Annotated in this window: 22 protein-coding genes; 15 read left to right on the top strand and 7 right to left on the bottom strand. The window is 54.2% G+C overall.

All coding sequences use genetic code 11. The features are described 5' to 3' along the window. Window positions 1–46: 46 nt before the first annotated feature. From folE to mglC, 6 genes are all read left to right on the top strand, one after another. Window positions 47–715: a GTP cyclohydrolase I FolE gene (folE, locus tag DBY68_RS00580; RefSeq protein WP_041686408.1), complete on the top strand. Its 669-nt coding sequence runs from the start codon at window positions 47–49 to the stop codon at window positions 713–715. 14 nt (window positions 716–729) lie between these two features. Next, entirely contained in the window at window positions 730–1,887 is a 1,158-nt protein-coding gene (gene yeiB / locus DBY68_RS00575; RefSeq protein ID WP_108473661.1) for a DUF418 domain-containing protein YeiB, read from the top strand. 155 nt (window positions 1,888–2,042) lie between these two features. Then, the gene (gene galS, locus DBY68_RS00570) at window positions 2,043–3,065 is read left to right on the top strand and encodes an HTH-type transcriptional regulator GalS (RefSeq protein ID WP_108473662.1); all 1,023 of its coding nucleotides are present in this window, start codon (window positions 2,043–2,045) and stop codon (window positions 3,063–3,065) included. Window positions 3,066–3,358: 293 nt separating this feature from the next. Beyond that, entirely contained in the window at window positions 3,359–4,357 is a 999-nt protein-coding gene (gene mglB / locus DBY68_RS00565; protein WP_108473663.1) for a galactose/glucose ABC transporter substrate-binding protein MglB, read from the top strand. Window positions 4,358–4,459: 102 nt separating this feature from the next. Beyond that, window positions 4,460–5,980, top strand: a complete 1,521-nt coding sequence (mglA, locus tag DBY68_RS00560) for a galactose/methyl galactoside ABC transporter ATP-binding protein MglA (protein WP_108473664.1) — start codon at window positions 4,460–4,462, stop codon at window positions 5,978–5,980. A gap of 15 nt (window positions 5,981–5,995) precedes the next feature. Further along, window positions 5,996–7,006: a galactose/methyl galactoside ABC transporter permease MglC gene (gene mglC, locus DBY68_RS00555; protein WP_015963738.1), complete on the top strand. Its 1,011-nt coding sequence runs from the start codon at window positions 5,996–5,998 to the stop codon at window positions 7,004–7,006. A gap of 261 nt (window positions 7,007–7,267) precedes the next feature. Here the strand turns inward: mglC and sanA are convergent, their stop codons facing one another. The 5 genes from sanA to DBY68_RS00530 all read right to left on the bottom strand — a co-directional run bounded on the left by sanA (window position 7,268) and on the right by DBY68_RS00530 (window position 11,232). Next, window positions 7,268–7,978: an outer membrane permeability protein SanA gene (gene sanA, locus DBY68_RS00550; RefSeq protein ID WP_015963741.1), complete on the bottom strand. Its 711-nt coding sequence runs from the start codon at window positions 7,976–7,978 to the stop codon at window positions 7,268–7,270. Between the two features lie 122 nt (window positions 7,979–8,100). Then, the gene (gene cdd, locus DBY68_RS00545) at window positions 8,101–8,985 is read right to left on the bottom strand and encodes a cytidine deaminase (protein ID WP_108473665.1); all 885 of its coding nucleotides are present in this window, start codon (window positions 8,983–8,985) and stop codon (window positions 8,101–8,103) included. Between the two features lie 127 nt (window positions 8,986–9,112). After that, on the bottom strand, window positions 9,113–9,808 hold the full coding sequence (locus tag DBY68_RS00540) for a CidB/LrgB family autolysis modulator (RefSeq protein ID WP_108473666.1): 696 nt from the start codon (window positions 9,806–9,808) through the stop codon (window positions 9,113–9,115). Continuing rightward, window positions 9,805–10,203, bottom strand: a complete 399-nt coding sequence (locus DBY68_RS00535) for a CidA/LrgA family protein (protein WP_108473667.1) — start codon at window positions 10,201–10,203, stop codon at window positions 9,805–9,807. Before DBY68_RS00535 ends, DBY68_RS00540 begins: the two co-directional genes overlap by 4 nt. 105 nt (window positions 10,204–10,308) lie before the next feature. After that, window positions 10,309–11,232: a LysR substrate-binding domain-containing protein gene (locus DBY68_RS00530; protein WP_108473668.1), complete on the bottom strand. Its 924-nt coding sequence runs from the start codon at window positions 11,230–11,232 to the stop codon at window positions 10,309–10,311. Between the two features lie 249 nt (window positions 11,233–11,481). On the opposite strand from DBY68_RS00530, the gene DBY68_RS00525 reads away from it, so the two are divergent. The 6 genes from DBY68_RS00525 to dusC all read left to right on the top strand — a co-directional run bounded on the left by DBY68_RS00525 (window position 11,482) and on the right by dusC (window position 17,464). After that, complete coding sequence (locus DBY68_RS00525; RefSeq protein WP_108473669.1) at window positions 11,482–12,840, top strand: aromatic acid/H+ symport family MFS transporter; 1,359 nt, start codon at window positions 11,482–11,484, stop codon at window positions 12,838–12,840. A gap of 11 nt (window positions 12,841–12,851) precedes the next feature. Beyond that, a complete protein-coding gene (gene gtdA, locus DBY68_RS00520) occupies window positions 12,852–13,889 on the top strand; it encodes a gentisate 1,2-dioxygenase (RefSeq protein ID WP_108473670.1) in 1,038 nt (345 codons plus the stop codon). A gap of 14 nt (window positions 13,890–13,903) precedes the next feature. Next, entirely contained in the window at window positions 13,904–14,605 is a 702-nt protein-coding gene (locus tag DBY68_RS00515; protein ID WP_108473671.1) for a fumarylacetoacetate hydrolase family protein, read from the top strand. A gap of 8 nt (window positions 14,606–14,613) precedes the next feature. Then, on the top strand, window positions 14,614–15,258 hold the full coding sequence (gene maiA, locus DBY68_RS00510; RefSeq protein WP_108473672.1) for a maleylacetoacetate isomerase: 645 nt from the start codon (window positions 14,614–14,616) through the stop codon (window positions 15,256–15,258). A 14-nt stretch (window positions 15,259–15,272) separates the two neighbouring features. Next, a complete protein-coding gene (locus tag DBY68_RS00505) occupies window positions 15,273–16,466 on the top strand; it encodes a 3-hydroxybenzoate 6-monooxygenase (protein WP_108473673.1) in 1,194 nt (397 codons plus the stop codon). A gap of 62 nt (window positions 16,467–16,528) precedes the next feature. Next, a complete protein-coding gene (gene dusC, locus DBY68_RS00500) occupies window positions 16,529–17,464 on the top strand; it encodes a tRNA dihydrouridine(16) synthase DusC (protein ID WP_108473674.1) in 936 nt (311 codons plus the stop codon). On the opposite strand, the gene DBY68_RS00495 is transcribed toward dusC, so the two are convergent. After that, on the bottom strand, window positions 17,461–18,192 hold the full coding sequence (locus DBY68_RS00495; protein ID WP_108473675.1) for a class I SAM-dependent methyltransferase: 732 nt from the start codon (window positions 18,190–18,192) through the stop codon (window positions 17,461–17,463). The genes dusC and DBY68_RS00495 overlap by 4 nt on opposite strands. Window positions 18,193–18,451: 259 nt before the next feature. Here DBY68_RS00495 and mdtQ point away from each other — a divergent pair, with 259 nt between their 5' ends. Beyond that, a complete protein-coding gene (gene mdtQ / locus DBY68_RS00490) occupies window positions 18,452–19,891 on the top strand; it encodes a multidrug resistance outer membrane protein MdtQ (protein WP_108473676.1) in 1,440 nt (479 codons plus the stop codon). On the opposite strand, the gene DBY68_RS00485 is transcribed toward mdtQ, so the two are convergent. Beyond that, complete coding sequence (locus tag DBY68_RS00485) at window positions 19,886–20,449, bottom strand: DedA family protein (RefSeq protein ID WP_108473677.1); 564 nt, start codon at window positions 20,447–20,449, stop codon at window positions 19,886–19,888. The two genes, mdtQ and DBY68_RS00485, sit on opposite strands and share 6 nt — an antisense overlap. Before the next feature lie 151 nt (window positions 20,450–20,600). Between DBY68_RS00485 and DBY68_RS00480 the strand changes: the two genes are divergently transcribed. Both DBY68_RS00480 and pbpG read left to right on the top strand, forming a co-directional pair. Beyond that, window positions 20,601–21,188 carry a Yip1 family protein gene (locus DBY68_RS00480; RefSeq protein WP_108473678.1) on the top strand — a complete coding sequence of 196 codons (588 nt, stop codon included), beginning with the start codon at window positions 20,601–20,603 and terminating at the stop codon, window positions 21,186–21,188. A 179-nt stretch (window positions 21,189–21,367) separates the two neighbouring features. Next, complete coding sequence (pbpG, locus tag DBY68_RS00475; protein ID WP_108473679.1) at window positions 21,368–22,312, top strand: D-alanyl-D-alanine endopeptidase; 945 nt, start codon at window positions 21,368–21,370, stop codon at window positions 22,310–22,312. The last annotated feature ends 4 nt before the right edge of the window (window positions 22,313–22,316 follow it).

Below are 22,316 nucleotides of genomic sequence, written 5' to 3'. Positions count from 1 at the left end.
TTGCCCCATGAAGGGCGGAGTGCCCCACCTGCTGGAGAAAAAAAAGATGTCATCACTGAGTAAAGAAGCTGCACTGGTTCATGAAGCATTGGTTGCTCGTGGGCTGGAAACGCCGCTGCGCCCACCGGTGCGCGAAATGGATAATGAAACCCGTAAGCGTCTGATTTCAGGGCATATGACCGAGATTATGCAGTTGTTGAATCTCGATCTGAGTGATGACAGTTTGATGGAAACCCCGCATCGCATCGCCAAAATGTATGTTGATGAGATTTTCTCTGGCCTCGATTACGCCAATTTCCCGAAAATCACCGTCATTGAAAACAAAATGAAGGTTGATGAGATGGTGACCGTGCGCGACATCACCCTCACCAGCACCTGTGAACACCATTTTGTGACCATCGATGGTAAAGCGACGGTGGCGTACATCCCGAAAGAGTCGGTGATTGGGTTGTCCAAAATCAACCGTATCGTGCAGTTCTTCGCTCAGCGCCCGCAGGTGCAGGAACGTCTCACGCAGCAAATTCTCACCGCGCTGCAAACCCTGCTGGGAACCAACAACGTGGCGGTTTCCATTGATGCGGTGCATTATTGCGTGAAAGCGCGCGGCATTCGTGATGCCACCAGCGCGACGACCACGACCTCGCTCGGCGGCCTGTTTAAATCCAGCCAGAATACCCGTCAGGAATTCTTGCGCGCCGTGCGCCACCACAACTAAGCGGGGCAGGATACATGGAACGAAATGTCACCCTGGATTTTGTGCGGGGCGTGGCTATCCTCGGTATCCTGCTGCTGAATATTAACGGCTTTGGCTTGCCCAAAGCCGCCTATCTTAACCCCGCCTGGTATGGCGATATCACCTCACGCGATGCCTGGACCTGGGCGGTGCTCGACCTCTTCGCGCAGGTCAAATTCCTCACGCTGTTTGCGCTACTATTTGGTGCAGGTCTGCAACTGCTTCTGCCTCGCGGCAAACGCTGGATCCAGTCACGCTTAACGCTGCTTGCTTTACTCGGCTTTATTCACGGTTTACTCCTCTGGGACGGCGATATTCTGCTGGCCTATGCGCTGGTGGGATTAATTAGCTGGCGTTTAATCCGCGACGCGCGCGATGTGAAATCACTGTTTAAAACCGGGGCGATGCTATACCTGGTGGGCGTCGGCTTACTGGTGCTGCTGGGGCTGATTGCCGACTCGGGGCAGAGTCGCTCCTGGGTGCCGGATGCCTCCACGCTGCTTTATGAACACTTCTGGAAGGTGACCGGCGGCAGAGAAGCCATCAGCAATCGGGTGGATATGCTGTCTGCAAACCTGCTGGCGCTTGGCGCGCAGTATGGCTGGCAACTGGCGGGGATGATGCTGATGGGGGCGGCGCTGATGCGCAGCGGCTGGCTGAAAGGGCAGTTTAGCCTGCGGCATTACCGGCGAACCGGCGCATCGCTGATTGCTATTGGCATGTTGATCAACCTGCCGGCGATTATCGCGCAGTGGCAGTTGGGCTGGGATTATCGCTGGTGTGCTTTTCTGCTTCAGGCACCACGCGAACTGAGCGCGCCGCTGCAAACGCTGGGCTACGCGGCGCTGGCGTGGGGATTCTGGCCGCAAATCTGCCATTCCCGGCTGGCGATGGCTATCGCCTGCGTGGGACGGATGGCGCTCTCAAACTACATACTGCAAACGCTTATCTGCACCACGCTGTTCTATCGGTTTGATCTCTTTATGAAATTTGACCGCCTGACGTTGCTGGCATTTGTCGTGCCGGTCTGGCTGGTTAACATTGTCTTCTCGCTGCTGTGGCTGCGTTATTTCCGTCAGGGGCCGCTCGAATGGCTCTGGCGACAGCTCACCGCACGCGCTTCTGGTGTTTCCTTACGCAAAACATTCAGATAACGATCTGGATCACAATCATTAACAAAACGGATGTAACCGTTTCCAGCCGTGTGACCTTCTTCACGTAGCGCTGGTGCATTCATTGCCAGAATAGCGCTCTTCCCAGAAAGAGGGTTTGGCTATGAATGGCAGCAATGCACAGCAGGGCGGTGGCGATGATCACCATTCGTGACGTGGCGCGTCAGGCGGGCGTATCGGTGGCAACGGTTTCTCGCGTGCTGAATAACAGCGCGCTGGTTAGCCCCGAAACGCGCGAAACGGTAATGAAAGCGGTGGCGGCGCTGGGCTATCGACCTAACGCCAATGCACAGGCGCTGGCGACGCAGGCGAGCGATACCATCGGCGTGGTAGTGATGGACGTCTCCGATCCCTTTTTTGGCGCGCTGGTAAAAGCCGTCGATACCATTGCCCAGTTACAGCAAAAATATGTACTTATCGGCAACAGCTACCATGAAGCGGAAAAAGAGCGTAACGCCATTGAGGTGTTGATCCGCCAGCGATGCAGCGCGCTTATCGTGCACTCAAAAGCCCTCAGCGATCGCGAACTGGGCGATTTTATGGATCATATTCCGGGAATGGTGCTGATTAACCGCATCGTACCGGGGTATGCACATCGATGCGTGGGGCTGGACAACGTCAGTGGCGCGGTCATGGCTACGCGCACATTGTTGAATCACGGTCACCAGCGCATTGGTTATCTTGCCTCCAGTCATCAGATTGAAGATGAAGACTTACGCCGTGAAGGCTGGCAACGGGCATTACGCGAGCAGGGTATCACGGCGCCTGACAGCTGGATCGGAACCGGATCGCCGGATATGCAGGGTGGAGAAGCCGCAATGGTTGAACTGCTGGGACGCAATCCAGGCCTGACGGCGGTGTTTTCCTATAACGATAATATGGCTGCGGGCGCGCTCACGGCGCTAAAAGACAACGGCGTTGCGGTGCCACAGCAGGTTTCAATCATCGGTTTTGATGATATTCCGCTGGCGCGTTACACCGATCCACAACTCACCACCATTCGCTACCCGATTGTTTCCATGGCAAAACTGGCGACCGAACTGGCTTTACTGGGGGCGGCAGGGAAACTGGATGCGTCGGCAACGCATTGTTTTATGCCGACACTGGTGCGCCGTCATTCGGTGGCTCAGCGGCAATCTGTGCTGCCCGTCACTAACTGATTTCATGACCCGATGTAACCGTTTTCAATCTGTGAGTGATTTCACAGTATATTAACATTGCGCTGACTATGATGTCAGCGTTTGTAAAGGCCGAATATGACATCACGGTGATTAATCACTTTTTGTATGGCAGTCAAGCCAAAAGCAAGCAATAAAGCGCACTCTGGAGCGTTATCGACCACGGAAGAGTAATTTTACTTAAGAATGAATTTCGTCGTGCAGTAACGTTTCTTTAACACTGCCCGCCGACTTTTTCCATACGAACTACCCTGCATAATAAAACCGGAGATACCATGAATAAGAAGGTGTTAACCCTGTCTGCTGTGATGGCAAGCATGTTATTCGGTGCCGCGGCGCACGCTGCTGATACCCGCATTGGTGTGACGATCTATAAGTATGACGATAACTTTATGTCCGTGGTCCGCAAAGCTATCGAAAAAGACGGCAAAGCAGCGCCGGATGTACAGCTACTGATGAACGACTCCCAGAACGACCAGTCCAAGCAGAACGACCAGATTGACGTCCTGCTGGCGAAGGGCGTTAAAGCGCTGGCGATCAACCTGGTTGACCCGGCGGCGGCAGGCACGGTCATTGAGAAAGCGCGTGGCCAGAATGTGCCTATCGTTTTCTTTAACAAAGAACCTTCCCGTAAGGCGCTGGACAGCTACGACAAAGCTTATTACGTGGGCACCGATTCGAAAGAGTCCGGTATCATTCAGGGTGATTTGATTGCCAAACACTGGGCGGCTAACCCGAACTGGGATCTGAACAAAGATGGTCAGGTTCAATTCGTGCTGCTGAAAGGCGAACCGGGACACCCGGATGCGGAAGCGCGTACCACCTACGTGATTAAAGAGCTGAACGACAAAGGGCTGAAAACCCAGCAGCTGCAGTTAGATACCGCCATGTGGGATACCGCACAGGCGAAAGACAAAATGGACGCGTGGCTTTCTGGCCCGAACGCTAACAAAATCGAAGTGGTTATCGCCAACAACGATGCGATGGCAATGGGTGCGGTTGAAGCACTGAAAGCGCACAACAAGAGCAGCATTCCGGTCTTCGGCGTTGATGCCCTGCCAGAAGCACTGGCGCTGGTAAAATCCGGCGCAATGGCCGGTACGGTTCTGAACGATGCTAACAACCAGGCGAAAGCCACATTCGATCTGGCGAAAAACCTGGCGGATGGTAAAGCCGCGGCGGAAGGCACGAACTGGAAAATTGAAAATAAAGTGGTTCGCGTGCCGTATGTCGGCGTCGATAAAGAAAACCTCAGCGAATTTACCAACAAGTAATTTTATATTCTTTGGGCGCGCGTGAGTGCGCCCTTTATTGACGATTAAGACCATGGCTATTTCGCGTAAATAGCCATTAAAAACCAGCAGCCAGGTAAAACTATGGTCAGCGATAATAGAGAGTCGTCGGGCGAATTCTTGTTGGAAATGAGCCATATCAACAAGTCGTTTCCAGGCGTTAAGGCACTCGATAATGTTAATTTAAAGGTTCGCCCGCATTCAATCCATGCACTGATGGGGGAGAATGGCGCCGGAAAATCGACGTTATTAAAATGCCTGTTTGGGATCTATCAAAAAGATTCCGGTAGCATTATTTTTCAGGGCAAAGAGATCGATTTCCATTCGGCAAAAGAAGCGCTGGAAAATGGTATTTCGATGGTGCACCAGGAACTGAACCTGGTACTGCAACGCTCCGTGATGGATAACATGTGGCTGGGGCGTTACCCGGCCAAAGGCGTGTTTGTCGATCAGGAAAAAATGTATCGCGACACCAAAGCGATTTTTGATGAACTGGATATCGATATCGACCCGCGCGCGCGTGTTGGCACGCTATCCGTTTCACAAATGCAGATGATTGAAATCGCCAAAGCGTTTTCTTATAACGCTAAAATCGTCATTATGGATGAGCCGACATCGTCTCTGACCGAGAAAGAAGTCAATCACCTGTTTACGATTATTCGCAAGCTCAAAGATCGCGGTTGCGGCATCGTGTATATCTCTCACAAAATGGAAGAGATCTTCCAGTTATGTGATGAAATCACCGTTCTGCGTGATGGTCAGTGGATCGCCACCCAGCCGTTGGAAGGGCTGGATATGGATAAGATTATCGCCATGATGGTGGGCCGCTCGCTGAATCAGCGCTTCCCGGATCGTTCCAATACGCCGGGTGAGGTTATTCTGGACGTGCAGAATCTGACCTCGCTGCGTCAACCGTCTATCCGTGATGTATCGTTCCAGCTGCGTAAAGGTGAAATCCTGGGTATTGCCGGGCTGGTGGGGGCAAAACGTACCGACATCGTCGAAACGCTGTTTGGCGTGCGTGAAAAATCGTCCGGTACCATAACCCTGCACGGTAAAAAAATTAATAACCACAATGCCAATGAAGCCATCAATAACGGCTTCGCACTGGTGACTGAAGAGCGGCGCTCAACCGGTATTTACGCTTATCTGGATATCGGCTTTAATTCGCTGATCTCCAATATTAAAAATTATAAGAACAAAGTCGGCCTACTCGATAATTCCCGCATGAAGAGCGATACCCAATGGGTTATCGATTCCATGCGCGTGAAAACGCCGGGCCACCATACGCAAATTGGTTCACTCTCCGGCGGAAACCAGCAAAAGGTCATTATTGGCCGCTGGCTGTTAACCCAGCCTGAAATTTTAATGCTCGATGAACCGACACGTGGGATTGACGTCGGTGCGAAATTTGAAATATATCAGCTGATTGCTGAGCTGGCCAAGAAAGATAAAGGGATCATTATTATCTCATCCGAAATGCCGGAACTGCTGGGCATTACCGATCGCATTCTGGTAATGAGCAACGGTCTGGTTGCCGGAATTGTAGACACAAAAACAACAACGCAAAACGAAATTCTCCGTCTTGCGTCATTGCACCTTTAAGATCAGGGGCTCGACATGAGTGCGTTAAATAAAAAAAGCTTTCTCACTTATCTGAAAGAAGGCGGTATTTACGTCGTTCTTTTAGTTCTGCTGGCGATTATTATTTTTCAGGACCCGACGTTTTTAAGTTTGCTGAACTTAAGTAACATCCTGACCCAGTCTTCTGTACGTATTATCATCGCGCTTGGGGTGGCGGGGTTGATTGTCACCCAGGGTACTGACCTGTCTGCTGGTCGCCAGGTAGGGCTGGCAGCGGTGATTGCCGCGACGCTGCTGCAATCCGTGGATAACGCCAACAAGGTGTTCCCGGAAATGGCGACTATGCCGATTGCGCTGGTCATCCTGATTGTCTGCGCGATTGGTGCGATCATCGGCCTGATCAACGGCATTATTATTGCTTATCTGAACGTGACGCCGTTTATTACCACCCTGGGTACCATGATTATTGTGTACGGGATCAACTCCCTGTATTACGACTTTGTGGGCGCCTCGCCGATTTCTGGTTTTGATAGCGGCTTCTCCACTTTTGCGCAGGGCTTTATTGCGCTCGGCAGTTTCCGTCTCTCCTACATTACGTTCTATGCGTTGATTGCGGTAGCGTTTGTCTGGGTGCTGTGGAACAAAACCCGCTTCGGTAAAAACATTTTCGCCATCGGCGGTAACCCGGAAGCGGCGAAAGTTTCCGGCGTGAACGTGGCGGTAAACCTGCTGGTTATCTATGCGCTGTCCGGTGTGTTCTACGCTTTCGGCGGTCTACTGGAAGCGGGGCGAATTGGTTCTGCGACCAACAACCTTGGCTTTATGTATGAGCTGGATGCTATTGCAGCCTGTGTTGTGGGTGGGGTTTCCTTCAGTGGCGGCGTGGGTACGGTGCTTGGTGTGGTCACTGGTGTGATTATCTTTACGGTTATCAACTATGGTCTGACCTATATCGGTGTTAACCCGTACTGGCAGTACATTATTAAAGGGGCAATTATTATCTTCGCCGTAGCGCTGGATTCACTGAAATACGCGCGTAAGAAATAAGTCACGGATAACAAAAAGCCCGAAGCTGTCTGGCTTCGGGCTTTATTGTTTATGATGTACACGCGGCCTGTCATGATGTCGTTATTTTTTTACCGTACCGAGCAAATTAATCAGCCGACTGGGTGTTGTGGGCATTAAACCATTTGTAAGCCAAAAGGCCTGAATACTTTATTGACCGTTGCTATCGAATTATTGATTTTATTATTCGCAGGCATTGTCATAATCTGTTCCGGTGTTACGTAATGCGTAATATTTTACACATTACGGTTTCTGCAATTTCAGCAACTGCTCCGGCGTCACTGCCGGGTAACCCTGGGCATCTTCCGGCACTTCATGCTGTGTCGGAATCGGAATGAGCGGGCCTAAAAATCGCGGTTCACGTTTAAAGACGTAGAGATCGGCCAGCGCACCAAATCGCGCACCGAATTCACGCAGGCGAACGTTCCACATATCCTTCGGCGAAGGCACAGCGTAGCACTGGGCCTGAATCCCCATATGCAGCGCGATAAACAGCGCGCGTTCGCAGTGGAAGCGTTGGGTGATGATAATAAAATCGTTGGTATCGAAGACTTTACGTGTGCGAACGATGGAATCAAGCGTACGGAAACCGGCGTAGTCGAGCACGATATCCGCCGGGTCGACGCCAGCGGCAATGAAATCTTTGCGCATGGTCATCGGCTCGTTATAGCTTTGCAGCGCGTTATCGCCGCTCAGCAGCAGATAATTCACCTTGCCGCTGTTATAAGCATTAAGCGCGCCCTGAATACGATAACGGTAATACTGATTAATGACGCCTTTGCGATAATACTTAGCGGTGCCTAATACCACACCGACCTGGCGGTATGGGAGATCCTGCAGATCGTCATAGATATACGGCGCGGTTTTCCAGCTCATCCACCGATCAAGACCTAACACGGTCAACAGCAGCAGGCCGAGCAGGACTAACAGGCTGTAAAACACGCGCTTCAACATAAAAGGCTCAATGATGGTGAAAAGGAGTCTTCAGGCTACTGTACCCGCCGCTTAAGAGCAAGAAACAGCGCGTTAATTGCAGGGAAATTCGCCAGTTGCGGGCTTTCGCCCGCACTGAATGATTAACCGAGAAGGACGCGGTCGATGTTCTGGCAGCCTAACGCTTTGAGCGTCGCCACCGTCGCATCCCACTGGATGAGCGGCGCATCGGCGCGTTCAGCAAGCATCGCGCGGGTAATGGCAGGATAATCATAGCCATGCAGGCTTAACAGATTCAGCGCACCCTGCAATGGGGGCAGTGTCGGGTTGAAAGCGGCGTTTTCGGCGTAGCTACCGCTGAAAATGGTGCCGTCGGCCAGTTCCAGCGCCACGCCGGAGGGTGACTTGCTGTAAGGCGTATGACTTTTGTTCGCGGCTTTAATCGCAGCCTGAGTTAACGCATCGCCTTCCAGTGCGTAACCGTGATCCTGCTCATCCATCAACAGCGTTTTAATATCGAGATCTTTTGGCCCAAACGCGTCCGGCAAATAATCCTTCAGCGTATGCGGCGCACGGCCCGGCAGGTTGATGCGCAGCGCCAGCCCGCTGTTCAGTTCATTCATAAACTGACGGCAGTGACCGCAAGGGGTGTAGTTAACGGTGATCGCCGCAAGGGCTTTTTCACCGCGCAGCCAGGCGTGGCTGATGGCGCTTTGCTCGGCATGGACGGTTTGTTGCATGGTCGCGCCCAGAAATTCCATATTGCCGCCGAAATACCAGTTCCCACTGACGCCGCGCGCAATGGCGCCAACGTTGAAGTGGGAAAGATCGGCGCGCGCGCAGGCGGCAGCCAGCGGCAGGAGCGCGAAGGCCAACGCGTCTTCGTCCAGTCCTGTCGCGCTACGCAGCGATGAGACCTGCCCGGCGCTCAGCATTGCGGAGAAGTGTGCATCAGCCAGCACAGGGGCGATGGCTGTTTGCAGGTCCGCAGGCAGTTGCGAAAAAGCAGATTGAAAACGTGGGTGCATGTCGTTGCCTCGTAACAGTGTAAGGGTAAACAGTGTACGTGCCGATCACGCTTAAATGAGTGATCTAAATCTCATTATTTATGCAACATATGCAATCGTTTTACAAAATGTGTGACTTGTCGCATTTTTAGCCGACCACAGAGAGAATAATCGGGAACAGGAACGGGGCGACGAGCGAGGTAATAATCCCGCACAGCACCAGCGCCAGCGAACTGAACGCGCCTTCCTGATAATCGACTTCTGCACAACGGGCAGTACCGAGGGCGTGCGAAGCCGTCCCCATCGCCAGGCCACGCGCGGCTTTGGTATTAATGCGCATCAGGTTCAGCAGGGTATGGCCAAATACTGCGCCCAGGATCCCGACGAAAATCACGCAGACAGCGCTAATCGCTGGAATGCCGCCAATGCTGCCGCCAACCGCCATTGCAATCGGCGTCGTGACCGACTTCGGTAAAATAGAGGCGGCAATTTCAGGCGATGCGCCCATTAACAGCGCCACCGAGGTACCGGTAATCATCGCGACCACGCTGCCGAAAAAGCAAATAGTGATAATCGATTTCCAGCGCGCGCGGATTTGGTGCAGCTGTTCATACAGCGGGAAGGCAAGGGCCACGACCGCCGGTTGCAGCAAATCGTTCAGGACTTTGCTGCCCTGGAAATAGTGATCGTAAGGCGTGCCGGTCAGCAGCAAGATGGGAATGATCACCACCATCGCCACTAGCAGCGGGTTCAGTAGCGGGAATTTTACCCGTGCAGCCAGCCAGCGTGCGGCAAAAAAGACCGCCAGCGTCAGCGGCAACGACCACCAGATATAATGCATCATTCGTCAGTTCCTTTTTGACCAACCACTTTGCGTTCGCCATGAATAATGTGCGAACTCCAGCTCACCACCAGGAAAACGACGAGCGTACTGACCGCGCAGGAGACGACGATAGGGCCGAACTGGGCGCTCAGCAGGTCGTAATATTGCATCACGCCCACGCCGATGGGCACGAACAGCAGCGCCATGTAGCGGATAAGAATGTAGCAGCCCGGCAAAACCCACTTCGACGGCAGAATTTGCAGTGCCAGTAAAACGAACATGATCAACATCCCGATAATACTGCCGGGGATGGTGATCGGTAGCAGCGAGGCGATAAAAATTCCCGCGTATAAACAGGCGTATATCAGGACGAAAGCACGCAGGTATTGCCAGATAATAGTCAGCGATTTGCTCATGTTGGTTACCCTTGATGGAACGCATTCATCATACAATTAAAGCCAGAAATGTGCTACTGATCACATCATGAATTGTGAGCATACCTGACATAGACAAGCGGAACATCAGGCATCTGACAGAAGCGGATGCGATAAATGATAAAGAAAACGACTCAGCGCCTGCGAGGGCTGATCGTTTTTTCTCCAGAATACGCCGACGCTGCCTTTTTGCTCAATTTTGGGCAGCGCGAGAATAGTGAGTTGCCCCTGTTGGGCGTAACGTTCAGCCAGTCGTAAAGAAAGAATAGAAATCATCTCGCTGCTTTGCAGCAGGTTGACGCTGACGTTCATTGAGGCGGATTCGATGGTGTTTTCCGGCAGCATCACGCCGTTATCTACGAGGGCGTTATCAATACTCTGGCGGATGGGCGTGCCGGTCGGCCAGACTATCCAGCGCCAGGGCTCCAGATCCTTCCAGCTTAGACGGTCGTAAGCGGCGAGAGGATGATCGGTGCGGGCAACAAAACAAACGGGTTCCGTATATAACACCTGGTAATTTAACGGCAGTTCCAGTGCTCGCCCACCAATTCGCCCGACCACCACATCCACTACGCCAGACTGCAAATCATGCAGCAACGGCGTCATTACTTTTTCTTCAATGTTCAGATGCAGGGAAGGCATCTCTTTGAGGAGCGGGAAAATCGCCTGCGAGACGCAATCGGTCGCGACCGGCGAGCAGCCGATTTTCAGGCTACCGACCAGGCCACCCTGCTTAAACCGTTCCATCTCAAACTGCGAACGTTCGAGATCGTTGATTAACCGTTGCGCGTGCGCAAGCAGCAGCTTTCCCCCTTCCGAGGGACGTAATCCTTTGCTATGGCGCTCGAAAAGTGTGATCCCGACCTCTTCTTCGAACTGTGTCAGCCACTTGGAAAGGGCAGGTTGGGTGATGTGCATCATTTTGGCCACCTGCGTCAGATTGCACTGTTCGCCCAGCGCGACCAGCATTTGCAGGTGATGAAGCTTCAGTTTCTGCGTCCAGTTTGCCATTAGCAATAACCTCCAGGTTATGACGCTGCATGGAAAGCCATTGTACAACTCATTTCAATTACCACAAACTTGCTACATACAAACAACAAACACAACATCTATACACAAAGCATTCAAGCTGCATCAAGACGGCAAGGGAGTGAATCCCCGGGAGCGTACATAAGTACGTGACTGGGGTGAACGAGCGCAGCCAACGCAGAGGCAGCTTGAAGGATGCCGTGTATACCCTACACACCTGAGGCATTTACCATGACTCAACGACGTGAACTACAAGCTCTGATTGATGCTGCCCCCATCGGCGCGCTCCAGTGGCGTGTCATTATCTGCTGTTTTCTGGTGGTGATGATGGATGGTTTTGACACGGCAGCGATTGGCTTTATCGCCCCCGATATCCGCGCACACTGGCAACTAACGGCAGCAGAACTGGCCCCACTATTTGGTGCTGGCCTGCTCGGTCTTACCGCCGGAGCACTGCTTTGCGGGCCACTTTCCGATCGCTTTGGCCGCAAACGCGTCATTGAATGGTGCGTGGCGTTTTTCGGCATCCTCAGCCTGCTCTCCGCTTTTTCACCGGATCTGGAAACGCTGGTTATCTTGCGCTTCTTAACCGGGCTGGGCTTAGGCGGCGCAATGCCCAATACCATCACCATGACCTCCGAATACCTGCCAGCTCGTCGACGCGGCGCGCTGGTGACCCTGATGTTCTGCGGCTTCACGCTCGGCTCCGCCTTTGGCGGGATTGTTAGCGCGCAGCTGGTTGGCATGATCGGCTGGGCGGGTATTCTGGTACTCGGTGGCGTGCTGCCAATGATCCTGTTCTTCTACTTACTGGTTGCGCTGCCGGAATCTCCCCGCTGGATGGTGCGCCGTCAGCGACCTCAGGCGCACATCGCGCGGCTGGTCAGTGAGATGACCCAGGCGCGCCATGACGACACCATCTTCTGGCTCGATGAACCGACGTCGGTAAACAAAGGCAGCATCGGCCAGCTTTTCGCCGGACGCCAGCTCGCTATCACACTGATGCTGTGGGTGGTGTTCTTTATGAGCCTGCTGATTATCTATTTGCTCTCAAGCTGGATGCCGACGCTGCTTAACCATCGTGGCATCGACCTGCAACACGCGTCATGGGTGACGGCGGCGTTCCAGATTGGCGGCACAATGGGCGCGATTCTGCTCGGCGTATTAATGGATAAATTCAATCCCTTCCGGGTGCTGGCAGTGAGCTACGCGCTGGGCGCGGTGTGCATCGTGATGATTGGCCTCAGTGAAAACGGCCTCTGGCTGATGGCGCTGGCGATTTTCGGCACCGGAATTGGGATCAGCGGCTCGCAGGTTGGCCTGAATGCCTTAACCGCCATGCTCTACCCAACCCAAAGCCGCGCGACAGGCGTGAGCTGGGCAAACGCGATTGGTCGCTGTGGTGCCATTGTCGGCTCGGTTTCCGGGGGGGTAATGATGGCGCTGAATTTCTCTTTCGACACTCTGTTTTACGTGATTGCCGTCCCGGCAGCCATCAGCGCCATCATGTTGACGCTGCTTACCCTGGCTGTTCGCCGGACGACAAGAGTACCCAACCCGCTGCCTGCTACAGGTGTGGTGAATAAATAAGGAGAATAACAATGAGCCAGTTAAATCCGGACGTCAAAAATGAACGGCAACAGTACTACCAGCACATTTCCGGGCAGAACCTGACCCCGCTGTGGGAATCGCTGCATCACCTGGTGCCGCAAACGCCAAACCCGACCTGCGCGCCTGCGCACTGGAGCTATCAGGAAATTCGCCCGCTGTTGCTGGAAAGTGGCAGCCTGATTGGTGCGAAAGAGGCGGTGCGCCGCGTGCTGGTGCTGGAAAACCCGGCGCTGCGCGGACAATCGTCGATTACCTCATCGCTGTACGCCGGTTTACAGTTAATTATGCCGGGTGAAGTGGCCCCGAGCCATCGCCATAACCAGTCGGCGTTGCGCTTTATCGTGGAAGGAAAAGGCGCATTTACCGCCGTCGATGGCGAGCGTACTCAGATGCACCCGGGCGACTTTATCCTCACCCCGCAGTGGCGCTGGCACGACCACGGCAACCCTGGCGATGAGCCGGTGATTTGGCTGGATGGTTTGGATCTGCCGCTGGTGAATTACCTTGGTTGCGGTTTTGCCGAGGATTATCCGGAAGAGCAGCAACCGGTTACCCGTAAAGAGGGCGACTACCTGCCGCGCTACGCCGCCAATATGCTGCCGCTGCGCCATCAAACCGGTAACTCATCACCGATTTTCAACTATCGCTATGACCGCAGCCGCGAAGCGTTGCATGACCTGACTCGTCTGGGCGATGCCGATGAGTGGGACGGTTACAAAATGCGCTATGTCAACCCGGTGACGGGCGGCTACCCGATGCCATCCATGGGCGCATTCCTGCAACTGCTGCCGAAGGGCTTCCGCTCCCGCCAGGCGCGTACTACTGACAGCACGATTTATCACGTGGTGGAAGGCAGTGGGCAGGTCACGATTGGCGATCAGACCTTCAGCTTTAAAGAAAAAGATGTCTTTGTCGTGCCAACCTGGCACAGCGTGTCGTTCGATGCGCAGGACGACACCGTGTTATTCAGTTTCTCGGACCGCCCCGTTCAGGAAGCGCTGGGCCTGTTCCGCGAAGCACGCTACTAATCAGGAGAAGAATAATGAGCAAGTATGTATTTGAACCCCAGGCCCCCGTTGCGATCCCGGTTGTTGGTAGCGATGAACAATTCCCGGTACGCCGCGTCTATTGCGTAGGGCGTAACTATGCCGCCCATGCCCGTGAAATGGGCTTTGATCCGGATCGCGAACCGCCATTCTTCTTCTGCAAACCCGCTGATGCCGTCGTTCCCGTTGCCGCAGGCGAAACGCTCAATCTGGCGTACCCGGCACAGACTGACAACTATCACTATGAAATTGAGCTGGTGGTGGCGATTGGCAAAAAAGGCAGTGATATTCCGCTGGAAAAGGCCCATGAATATGTCTGGGGCTATGCGACCGGCCTGGATATGACGCGCCGTGACCGTCAGATGGAGATGCGCCAGATGGGCCGTCCGTGGGAAATCGGTAAAGCGTTCGATAACTCCGCGCCCATTTCGCCGCTGCATAAAGCCGCTGACGTTTCCGGCGTCGATAACGCGCCAATCTGGTTGCAGGTGAACGGTGAAGATCACCAGCGTAGCGACATCAAACATCTTATCTGGTCAGTAAATGAAACCATCAGTTATCTGTCGGGCTTTTTCGAACTGCAACCCGGCGACCTGATTTTCACCGGCACGCCGGAAGGCGTTGGCGCGGTAGTGAAAGGCGACACGATTACCGGCAACGTGGATGGTTTGACGCCTATCGCCGTGAAGATTGTTTGAGGTGACGGATGAAGCTGTACAGTTTTTTCAATAGCTCGGCCTCCTATCGGGTGCGCATCGCGATGGCGCTCAAGGGAATCGATTATGACACCGTCGGCGTCAATATTCGTATCGGCCAGCAAAACGCGCTGGAGTACCGCAGGCTCAACCCGGTTGGGCTGGTGCCCGCGCTGGTGACGGACGATGGCGAATCACTGGGACAGTCGCTGGCGATTATTGACTGGCTGGACCGGCATTTCCCGCAAACCCCGCTGCTGCCGGACAACGATCCGGCGCGGATGCGGATTCTGGAAATCGTCTACGCCATCAGTTGCGATATTCACCCAATCAATAACATGCGCGTCCTGCGCTACCTGACCGATGAACTGAAGGTGAGCGAAGAGGATAAACAACGCTGGTATGCGCACTGGGTCCAGCAGGGGCTGAGCGCAGTGGAGCAACTGCTGCGCCACAGCCAGTCGGGGCAATTCTGCGTGGGCGATACGCCGACGCTGGCCGATTGCTGCTTAGTGCCGCAGTGGGCCAATGCGTTACGTATGGGTTGCGATCTTAGCGGGTATCCCCGCTGTAAAGCCGTGTATGAAGCCTGTTCCGCGCTGCCAGCGTTCGTCGCTGCCGCACCTGAGAACCAACAGGACAAAATCCCGGCATAATAAGGAGAGTTATCATGGCAAAAGTGACAAGTGCAATTATTGTCGGTGGCGGGATTGGCGGCGCGGCGACCGCGTTGTCTCTGGCGCGTCAGGGCATCAAAGTGATGCTGCTGGAAAGAGCGCATGAAATTGGTGAAATCGGCGCGGGCATTCAGCTCGGCCCGAACGCGTTTTCGGCACTGGATAGCCTGGGCGTGGGGGACGTTGCCCGCCAGCGTGCGGTATTTACCGACCATATCACGATGATGGACGCGGTGAACGGCGAAGAAGTGGTGCATATCGAAACCGGGCAGGCGTTCCGCGATCACTTCGGTGGCCCCTATGCGGTTATTCACCGTGTTGATATTCACGCGACCGTTTGGGAAGCGGCGATGGTGCATCCGTGTGTGGAATATCGCACCTCAACGCACGTGGTGGATATCCGCCAGACCGACCATGATGTCACCGTGTTTGATGACAAAGGCAATAGCTGGACGGCCGATGTTCTGATTGGTTGCGATGGCGTGAAATCCGTCGTGCGTCAGAGCCTGCTGGGGGACACTCCCCGAGTTACCGGGCATGTGGTGTATCGCGCGGTGATTGACTGCGACGATATGCCGGATGATTTACGCATCAACGCCCCGGTGTTGTGGGCAGGCCCGCACTGTCACCTGGTGCACTATCCGCTGCGTGGCGGCAAACAGTACAACCTGGTGGTCACCTTCCACAGCCGTGAAACGGAAGAGTGGGGCGTGAAGGACGGCAGTAAAGAAGAGGTGCTCTCTTACTTTAAAGGCATTCACCCGCGTCCACGCCAGATGCTCGACAAACCGACCTCGTGGCGTCGCTGGTCTACCGCTGACCGTGAGCCGGTGGAAAAATGGGGGAACGATCGCATTACCTTAGTGGGCGACGCGGCACACCCGGTGGCGCAGTATATGGCGCAGGGAGCGTGTATGGCGCTGGAGGATGCGGTCACTATCGGCAAAGCGCTGGCGCAATGCGACGGCGATGCGGCAGAAGCTTTCGCGCTGTATGAGTCCGTGCGTATTCCGCGCACCGCGCGCATTGTCTGGTCGACGCGTGAAATGGGGCGTATTTATCACGCTGCAGGCGTCGAGCGTCACGTGCGTAACCTTCTGTGGAAAGGCAAAACCCAGGCCGAGTTCTATCGCGGCATGGAGTGGCTCTACGGCTGGAAAGAGGATAACTGCCTCGAACCCCGCTAACAGGCTTTTAACCGATGAAAAGAGGCGCTAACATAGCGCCTCTTTTTTTACCGGGTATCAATATGCGTGTGTTACTGGCGCCGATGGAAGGCGTGCTCGATTCGCTGGTGCGAGAGCTGCTAACCGAAGTGAATGATTACGACCTCTGCGTCACCGAATTTTTGCGCGTGGTGGATAAACTGCTGCCGGTAAAATCGTTCCATAAACTGTGCCCGGAACTGAACAACCACAGCCGCACGCCCAGCGGTACGCTGGTGCGCATTCAGCTTCTCGGCCAGTATCCCGAATGGCTGGCCGAAAACGCCGCCCGCGCGGTGGAACTGGGCTCATGGGGCGTGGATCTCAACTGCGGCTGTCCGTCCAAAATGGTTAACGGCAGCGGCGGTGGGGCGACGTTGCTAAAAGATCCTGAGCTTATCTATCGCGGCGCGAAAGCGATGCGTGAAGCGGTGCCAGCGGCGCTTCCCGTGACCGTTAAAGTGCGTCTGGGCTGGGACAGCGGCGCGCGCCAGTTCGAAATTGCCGATGCGGTGCAGCAGGCGGGCGCAACCGAGCTGGTCGTTCATGGTCGTACTAAAGAAGATGGCTACAAGGCCGAGCGCATTAACTGGCAGGCAATTGCAGATATTCGCCAGCGTCTGACCATTCCGGTCATCGCCAACGGCGAAATCTGGGACTGGGAGAGCGCGCAACAATGCATGGCGGTGACCGGATGTGACGCGGTGATGATTGGCCGCGGTGCGCTGAACGTACCGAACCTGAGCCGGGTCATTAAGTATAACGAACCGCGTATGCCGTGGCCGGACGTGGTGCGTCTGCTGCAAAAATATTGCCTGCTGGAAAAACAGGACGACACCGGGCTGTATCATCTGGCGCGTATTAAACAGTGGTTGGGCTATCTGCGTAAAGAGTATGAGGAAGCCACGGAACTGTTTATGGCGGTGCGGGCGTTGCAGGACTCCGCGTCGGTGGCGCGCGAAATCCTGCGCTGGCGTTAAGCTTTTCGGGCGCTGAGAATAAAAATCATCGGGCGCTCTTTCTCTTCATCCAGTGCCGGGTTAGCGGCGATTTGCTCAGCCGTCGGCCCCCATTCATCCAGCGCTTCAATGATAAAACCGGCGGCAATTAACGCATTAATCCAGGTGGCGAGTTTGCGGTGCTGCTTCTTTACGCCATCGGCAAACCAGTTGCTGATGCGCTCGCCTTCCTGCTGATACTGGCTGACCGGCCAGTGCTTGTTTCCTTGATTATCCATCACCCATTGTTGATTCGCCGGCGCGGTGTAAACAGGATGCTCGGCGGAGAAAACCAGTTTACCGCCGGGTTTTAGCGCCTGATGCAGGGTGCGGAATAAACGGTCGATGTCTGTGAGATAGTGCAGGGCCAGCGAACTGTAGGCCAGATCGACGGAAGCTGCAGGCAGAACAAGCGTTTCCAGGTCAGCCCGCTGATAGGTAATGCGTTCACCGGATGTCATCTCCTGCGCCTTCGCGAGCATTTTCTGCGAAACATCCAGCCCCAGCACGTTTGCCGCGCCGTTGTCGCGCGCCCAGCGGCAGAACCAGCCGTAGCCGCAACCCAAATCTACAACGGTTTTGCCCTGAATTTCAGGCAGCATTGTTTGAATATCTGCCCACTCCGGCGCGCCGTCTAACCCTTTCACTGAGCGGTCAAGCGTGGCGTAACCGGCAAAAAAGTGCGGATCATCATAAATATTTTGCGTCATCAATAACCTCTGAAATATTCATATAATAAATAATTGTGCCAATATTAAAGGCTAAATTATATTAAGTCGCACGGTTTAATTCGATCTGAATCAAAAAATAAGTGCAGAAGTATTTCAAAATGTCGCTAACGTATTTATGAGACGAATAAATAACGCGATGTAATGATTTTTCATGGATGCCCCTTGCACACGGGTTACTAAAGCAAAGCCTCTGATTTTCTCTATTATTTGCGCCTCTTTTCAGACGCACGCAAATTCCATGAAACATTCTGCTAAAACGCTCGCGGTATTAAGCTTACCGCTACTCTTTACGCTTTGCGCCTGTGCGCCATCACATGAAACCGATGCGCGTCTGGCCAAAAAGGTACCCGTCTCGCATATTGATTCGTCACTGCCTGTGGCGCTGAAAAATGGCTGGCCGACATCCTCGTGGTGGCACGATTATCATGACCCACAGCTTAACGCGCTGATTGAACGTGCGCTGCACGATGCGCCGGATATGGCTATCGCACAGCAGCGCATTGCGCTTGCGGAAGCGCAGGCGAAAATGGCCGAAGCGAACGGCGGGCCGCAGGTGAATTTCTCCGCTGACCTGGAACGACAAAAAATGTCAGCCGAAGGGCTTATGGGGCCATTTGCATTTGATGATCCGGCCGCGGGAACCACGGGCCCGTGGTACACCAACGGCACGTTTGGTTTAACCGCGGGCTGGAATATCGACCTGTGGGGAAAAGATTCGGCGCAGGTGAGTGCGCGAATTGGCAAAGTTAAGGCTGACATTGCCGGGATGGCGCAAACTCGTCAACTGCTGGCGAGCAGCGTGGCGCGGCTGTACTGGCAGTGGCAAACGGAATCGGCAATTCGCCAGCAGCTTGAACAGATTCAGGAAGAACAAAATCTGATTGTCTCGGTGGATAAAAAACTTTATCAGGCGGGTATCACTAACTCGGTGGAAGGCGTTGAAAACGATATTAACGTCGGCAAAACCGGGCAGCAACTGGCGGAAATCGACGGCAATCTGAAAGAGATTGAAGCGCGGTTGATGGCGCTCACCAACGCGCAATCAACGGCGTTGCAGTTGAAGACGGTGGCGTTACCGACGGTAGTGGCACAATTGCCCGCGCAACTGGACTTCGAACTGCTCGCACGTCGCCCGGACTTACAGGAAGCGCGCTGGCTGGTGGAATCCACCCTGAGCGATGTCGATGCGGCGAAAGCGGCGTTTTACCCGGATATCAACATCATGGCGTTCCTGCAACAGGATGCCCTGCATCTGAGCGATCTGTTCCGCCACTCCGCACAGCAGATGGGCGTCACGGCAGGGTTAACGCTGCCCATCTTTGACAGCGGCAGGCTGAACGCAAATCTGGATATCGCCAGCGCGGAAAATAATTACTCCATCGCTCGCTACAACAAAGCGGTGGTTGAAGCCGTCAACCAGGTAGCGAAGTGCGCCAGCCAGATGGACACGCTGGCGACCAAAAATCAGCAGCAGATGAAGGTGCTGCGTGATGCCGGGCGCGTGGCGACGCTCGCGCAGGCGCGGCTGAAGGTGGGCATTATTTCCAGTGCGCAGTACAGCCACGCGAAACTGCCCGCGCTGCATGAGCAGATTAACGCCCTGAAATTACAGGGCCAATGGCTGGATGCCTCCATCCAACTGACTTCTGCACTCGGTGGCGGGTATCAGGCGTTATGATTTATTCTCGCGGCGTTTAAACCACCAGCGCAATGCAAACACGACGGCGACGGCCAGAATTACCCAGATCCAATGTTTCAAATGGGTATCGAGGTTGTGCAGCCATGGTGCAACCACTTCACCACCCACATAGCCGAGGGTGGTGAAGATCAGTGCCCACAGCAGCGCGCCAACAATATTGAGCGGCAGAAAAAGTTTAGGCGGTATGCGGCTTGCACCGATCAACAGTGGGCCGATAATACGAAAGCCATACATAAAACGGCTGCCAATGACGAAGAGGTAAGGGTGACGCTGGATCAGCCGTTGCGCTTTGCGGATTTTGGTATGCTGGCGCGAGTAACGCTTCAGCATACGCCCGCCAAAGTGGCGGCCCAGCAAATAGAGCACCTGATCGCCAATCATCCCGCCGAGCGCGACGGAAACCACCACCAGCGGAAAACGCAGTAACCCCTGATGCGCCGCCACGCCACCCAGCAGCGTCACCGTTTCGCCTTCCGCCATACTGCCCAGTACCAGCACGGCATAACCATATTGTGAAATCAGAGCCGGTATATCCATCGTTATCTTGGTTTCCTTTAAACATCTCCTTTAAGCATACACCCCTGAACCTAAACCGGGGGCGACGTTATTTTTTGTCTGCTCAATAAATAATCTATTAGCGTGGATTATACTTACGTTACGTGGTACGAAGCCGTGTCGAGGAGGCGTTATGAACCATGTCTGGGGGCTGTTTTCCCATCCCGATCGGGAAATGCATGTTATTCGCAGTGAAAACGAAACCGTTTCACATCATTACACGCACCATGTTCTGTTGATGGCCGCGATTCCTGTTATCTGTGCATTTATAGGCACAACACAGCTGGGCTGGAATTTCGGCGATGGCAATGTGGTTAAACTGTCACCGGTAACCGGTTTAATCCTGGCCATACTTTTCTATGGGGTCATGCTCGGGGGCGTCGCGGTGATGGGGCGCGTAATCTGGTGGATGGCGCGTAACTATCCGGAGCGTCCGTCGCTCAAGCGCTGTATGGTGTTTGCCGGCTATGTGGCAACGCCGATGTTCCTGAGCGGTATCGTGGCGCTCTATCCGTTGGTCTGGCTCTGTGCGCTGATCGGTACCGTTGCGCTGTTCTATACCGGTTATCTGCTTTATGTCGGTATTCCAACGTTCCTTAATATTGACCGGGAAGAGGGGCTGAGTTTTGCCAGCTCAACGCTGGCGATTGGCGTGCTGGTGCTGGAGGTGCTGCTGGCGATCACCGTCATTCTGTGGGGCTATGGTTACCGATTGTTCTGATCCGTTCTAATGCATTGCTGGTGTGAATTGTTTCGCGCCAGCAATGCAGCATTTATTCACTATTCTTTTCTGGTAGGTGCCTTGCGCTCCGCGCTATGATGATGTCCTCGCTGCGTTGCCTTAACGCGTGTGGCGTCCATATTCCATACAGTGCATAAATAACCACCAGAAAACACATCATGCAGAAATTTCGCGTTTCCCTGCTCAGCCTGGCGTTAATGCTGGCTGTGCCTTTTGCGCCTCAGGCGAGTGCTAAAACGGCAGCCACTGCCGCAGCCTCGCGCCCGGAAATTGCTTCCGGGAGCGCGATGATTGTCGATCTTGAAACCAATAAAGTGATCTACGCCAGTGAACCGGATCTGGTGCGCCCGATTGCTTCTATCACCAAAGTGATGACCGCGATGGTGGTGCTGGATGCACACCTGCCGCTTGATGAGATGCTGAGCGTCGATATCAGCCACACGCCGGAGATGAAAGGGGTCTACTCCCGCGTGCGACTTAACAGTAAAATCAGCCGTAAAAATATGCTGCTGCTGGCGCTGATGTCGTCGGAGAACCGCGCGGCGGCAAGCCTGGCGCATCATTACCCTGGCGGTTACGACGCCTTCATTCGCGCCATGAATGCGAAGGCTAAATCGTTGGGCATGACGCACACCCGCTATGTGGAACCGACCGGGCTGTCGATTCACAACGTGTCAACGGCGCGCGATCTGACCAAAATGCTGATTGCCACCAAACAGTATCCGCTGATTGGTCAGTTGAGCACCACGCGTGAGGATATGGCGACCTTTGCAAACCCGGCGTATACGCTGCCGTTCCGCAATACCAACCATCTGGTGTACCGCGATAACTGGAATATCCAGTTGACTAAAACCGGCTTCACCAATGCGGCGGGTCACTGCCTGGTGATGCGCACGGTGATGAATAAACGTCCGGTGGCGATGGTGGTGATGGATGCGTTTGGGAAATATACCCACTTCGCTGACGCCAGCCGTCTGCGTACCTGGGTGGAAACCGGTAAAGTGATGCCGGTTCCTGCGGCCGCGCTGAGCTATAAAAAGCAGAAAGAGTCGCAGATTGCAGGCAACCTGGCGCACGGTAAAGTGACGACCCAGGAAGATTAAGGTT

Origin of the sequence: Pseudocitrobacter sp. RIT415 (assembly GCF_003057695.2) — a bacterium.
In the GTDB taxonomy this organism is placed as follows: Bacteria; Pseudomonadota; Gammaproteobacteria; order Enterobacterales; family Enterobacteriaceae; genus Pseudocitrobacter; species Pseudocitrobacter faecalis.
The sequence above is the reverse complement of the archived record's forward strand: the minus strand, read 5'-3'. Positions and strand labels throughout refer to the sequence as shown.

What these genes read in the sequence shown, in the direction of transcription:
- mdtQ (WP_108473676.1), top strand. Translation starts at nt 18,452, where the DNA reads ATGAAACATTCTGCTAAAACGCTCGCGGTATTAAGCTTACCGCTACTC.
- mglA (WP_108473664.1), top strand. Translation starts at nt 4,460, where the DNA reads ATGGTCAGCGATAATAGAGAGTCGTCGGGCGAATTCTTGTTGGAAATG.
- DBY68_RS00515 (WP_108473671.1), top strand. Translation starts at nt 13,904, where the DNA reads ATGAGCAAGTATGTATTTGAACCCCAGGCCCCCGTTGCGATCCCGGTT.
- DBY68_RS00480 (WP_108473678.1), top strand. Translation starts at nt 20,601, where the DNA reads ATGAACCATGTCTGGGGGCTGTTTTCCCATCCCGATCGGGAAATGCAT.
- DBY68_RS00505 (WP_108473673.1), top strand. Translation starts at nt 15,273, where the DNA reads ATGGCAAAAGTGACAAGTGCAATTATTGTCGGTGGCGGGATTGGCGGC.
- sanA (WP_015963741.1), bottom strand. Translation starts at nt 7,978, where the DNA reads ATGTTGAAGCGCGTGTTTTACAGCCTGTTAGTCCTGCTCGGCCTGCTG.
- DBY68_RS00495 (WP_108473675.1), bottom strand. Translation starts at nt 18,192, where the DNA reads ATGACGCAAAATATTTATGATGATCCGCACTTTTTTGCCGGTTACGCC.
- maiA (WP_108473672.1), top strand. Translation starts at nt 14,614, where the DNA reads ATGAAGCTGTACAGTTTTTTCAATAGCTCGGCCTCCTATCGGGTGCGC.
- dusC (WP_108473674.1), top strand. Translation starts at nt 16,529, where the DNA reads ATGCGTGTGTTACTGGCGCCGATGGAAGGCGTGCTCGATTCGCTGGTG.
- DBY68_RS00525 (WP_108473669.1), top strand. Translation starts at nt 11,482, where the DNA reads ATGACTCAACGACGTGAACTACAAGCTCTGATTGATGCTGCCCCCATC.
- folE (WP_041686408.1), top strand. Translation starts at nt 47, where the DNA reads ATGTCATCACTGAGTAAAGAAGCTGCACTGGTTCATGAAGCATTGGTT.
- DBY68_RS00530 (WP_108473668.1), bottom strand. Translation starts at nt 11,232, where the DNA reads ATGGCAAACTGGACGCAGAAACTGAAGCTTCATCACCTGCAAATGCTG.
- DBY68_RS00535 (WP_108473667.1), bottom strand. Translation starts at nt 10,203, where the DNA reads ATGAGCAAATCGCTGACTATTATCTGGCAATACCTGCGTGCTTTCGTC.
- gtdA (WP_108473670.1), top strand. Translation starts at nt 12,852, where the DNA reads ATGAGCCAGTTAAATCCGGACGTCAAAAATGAACGGCAACAGTACTAC.
- galS (WP_108473662.1), top strand. Translation starts at nt 2,043, where the DNA reads ATGATCACCATTCGTGACGTGGCGCGTCAGGCGGGCGTATCGGTGGCA.
- mglC (WP_015963738.1), top strand. Translation starts at nt 5,996, where the DNA reads ATGAGTGCGTTAAATAAAAAAAGCTTTCTCACTTATCTGAAAGAAGGC.
- DBY68_RS00540 (WP_108473666.1), bottom strand. Translation starts at nt 9,808, where the DNA reads ATGATGCATTATATCTGGTGGTCGTTGCCGCTGACGCTGGCGGTCTTT.
- mglB (WP_108473663.1), top strand. Translation starts at nt 3,359, where the DNA reads ATGAATAAGAAGGTGTTAACCCTGTCTGCTGTGATGGCAAGCATGTTA.
- cdd (WP_108473665.1), bottom strand. Translation starts at nt 8,985, where the DNA reads ATGCACCCACGTTTTCAATCTGCTTTTTCGCAACTGCCTGCGGACCTG.
- pbpG (WP_108473679.1), top strand. Translation starts at nt 21,368, where the DNA reads ATGCAGAAATTTCGCGTTTCCCTGCTCAGCCTGGCGTTAATGCTGGCT.
- DBY68_RS00485 (WP_108473677.1), bottom strand. Translation starts at nt 20,449, where the DNA reads ATGGATATACCGGCTCTGATTTCACAATATGGTTATGCCGTGCTGGTA.
- yeiB (WP_108473661.1), top strand. Translation starts at nt 730, where the DNA reads ATGGAACGAAATGTCACCCTGGATTTTGTGCGGGGCGTGGCTATCCTC.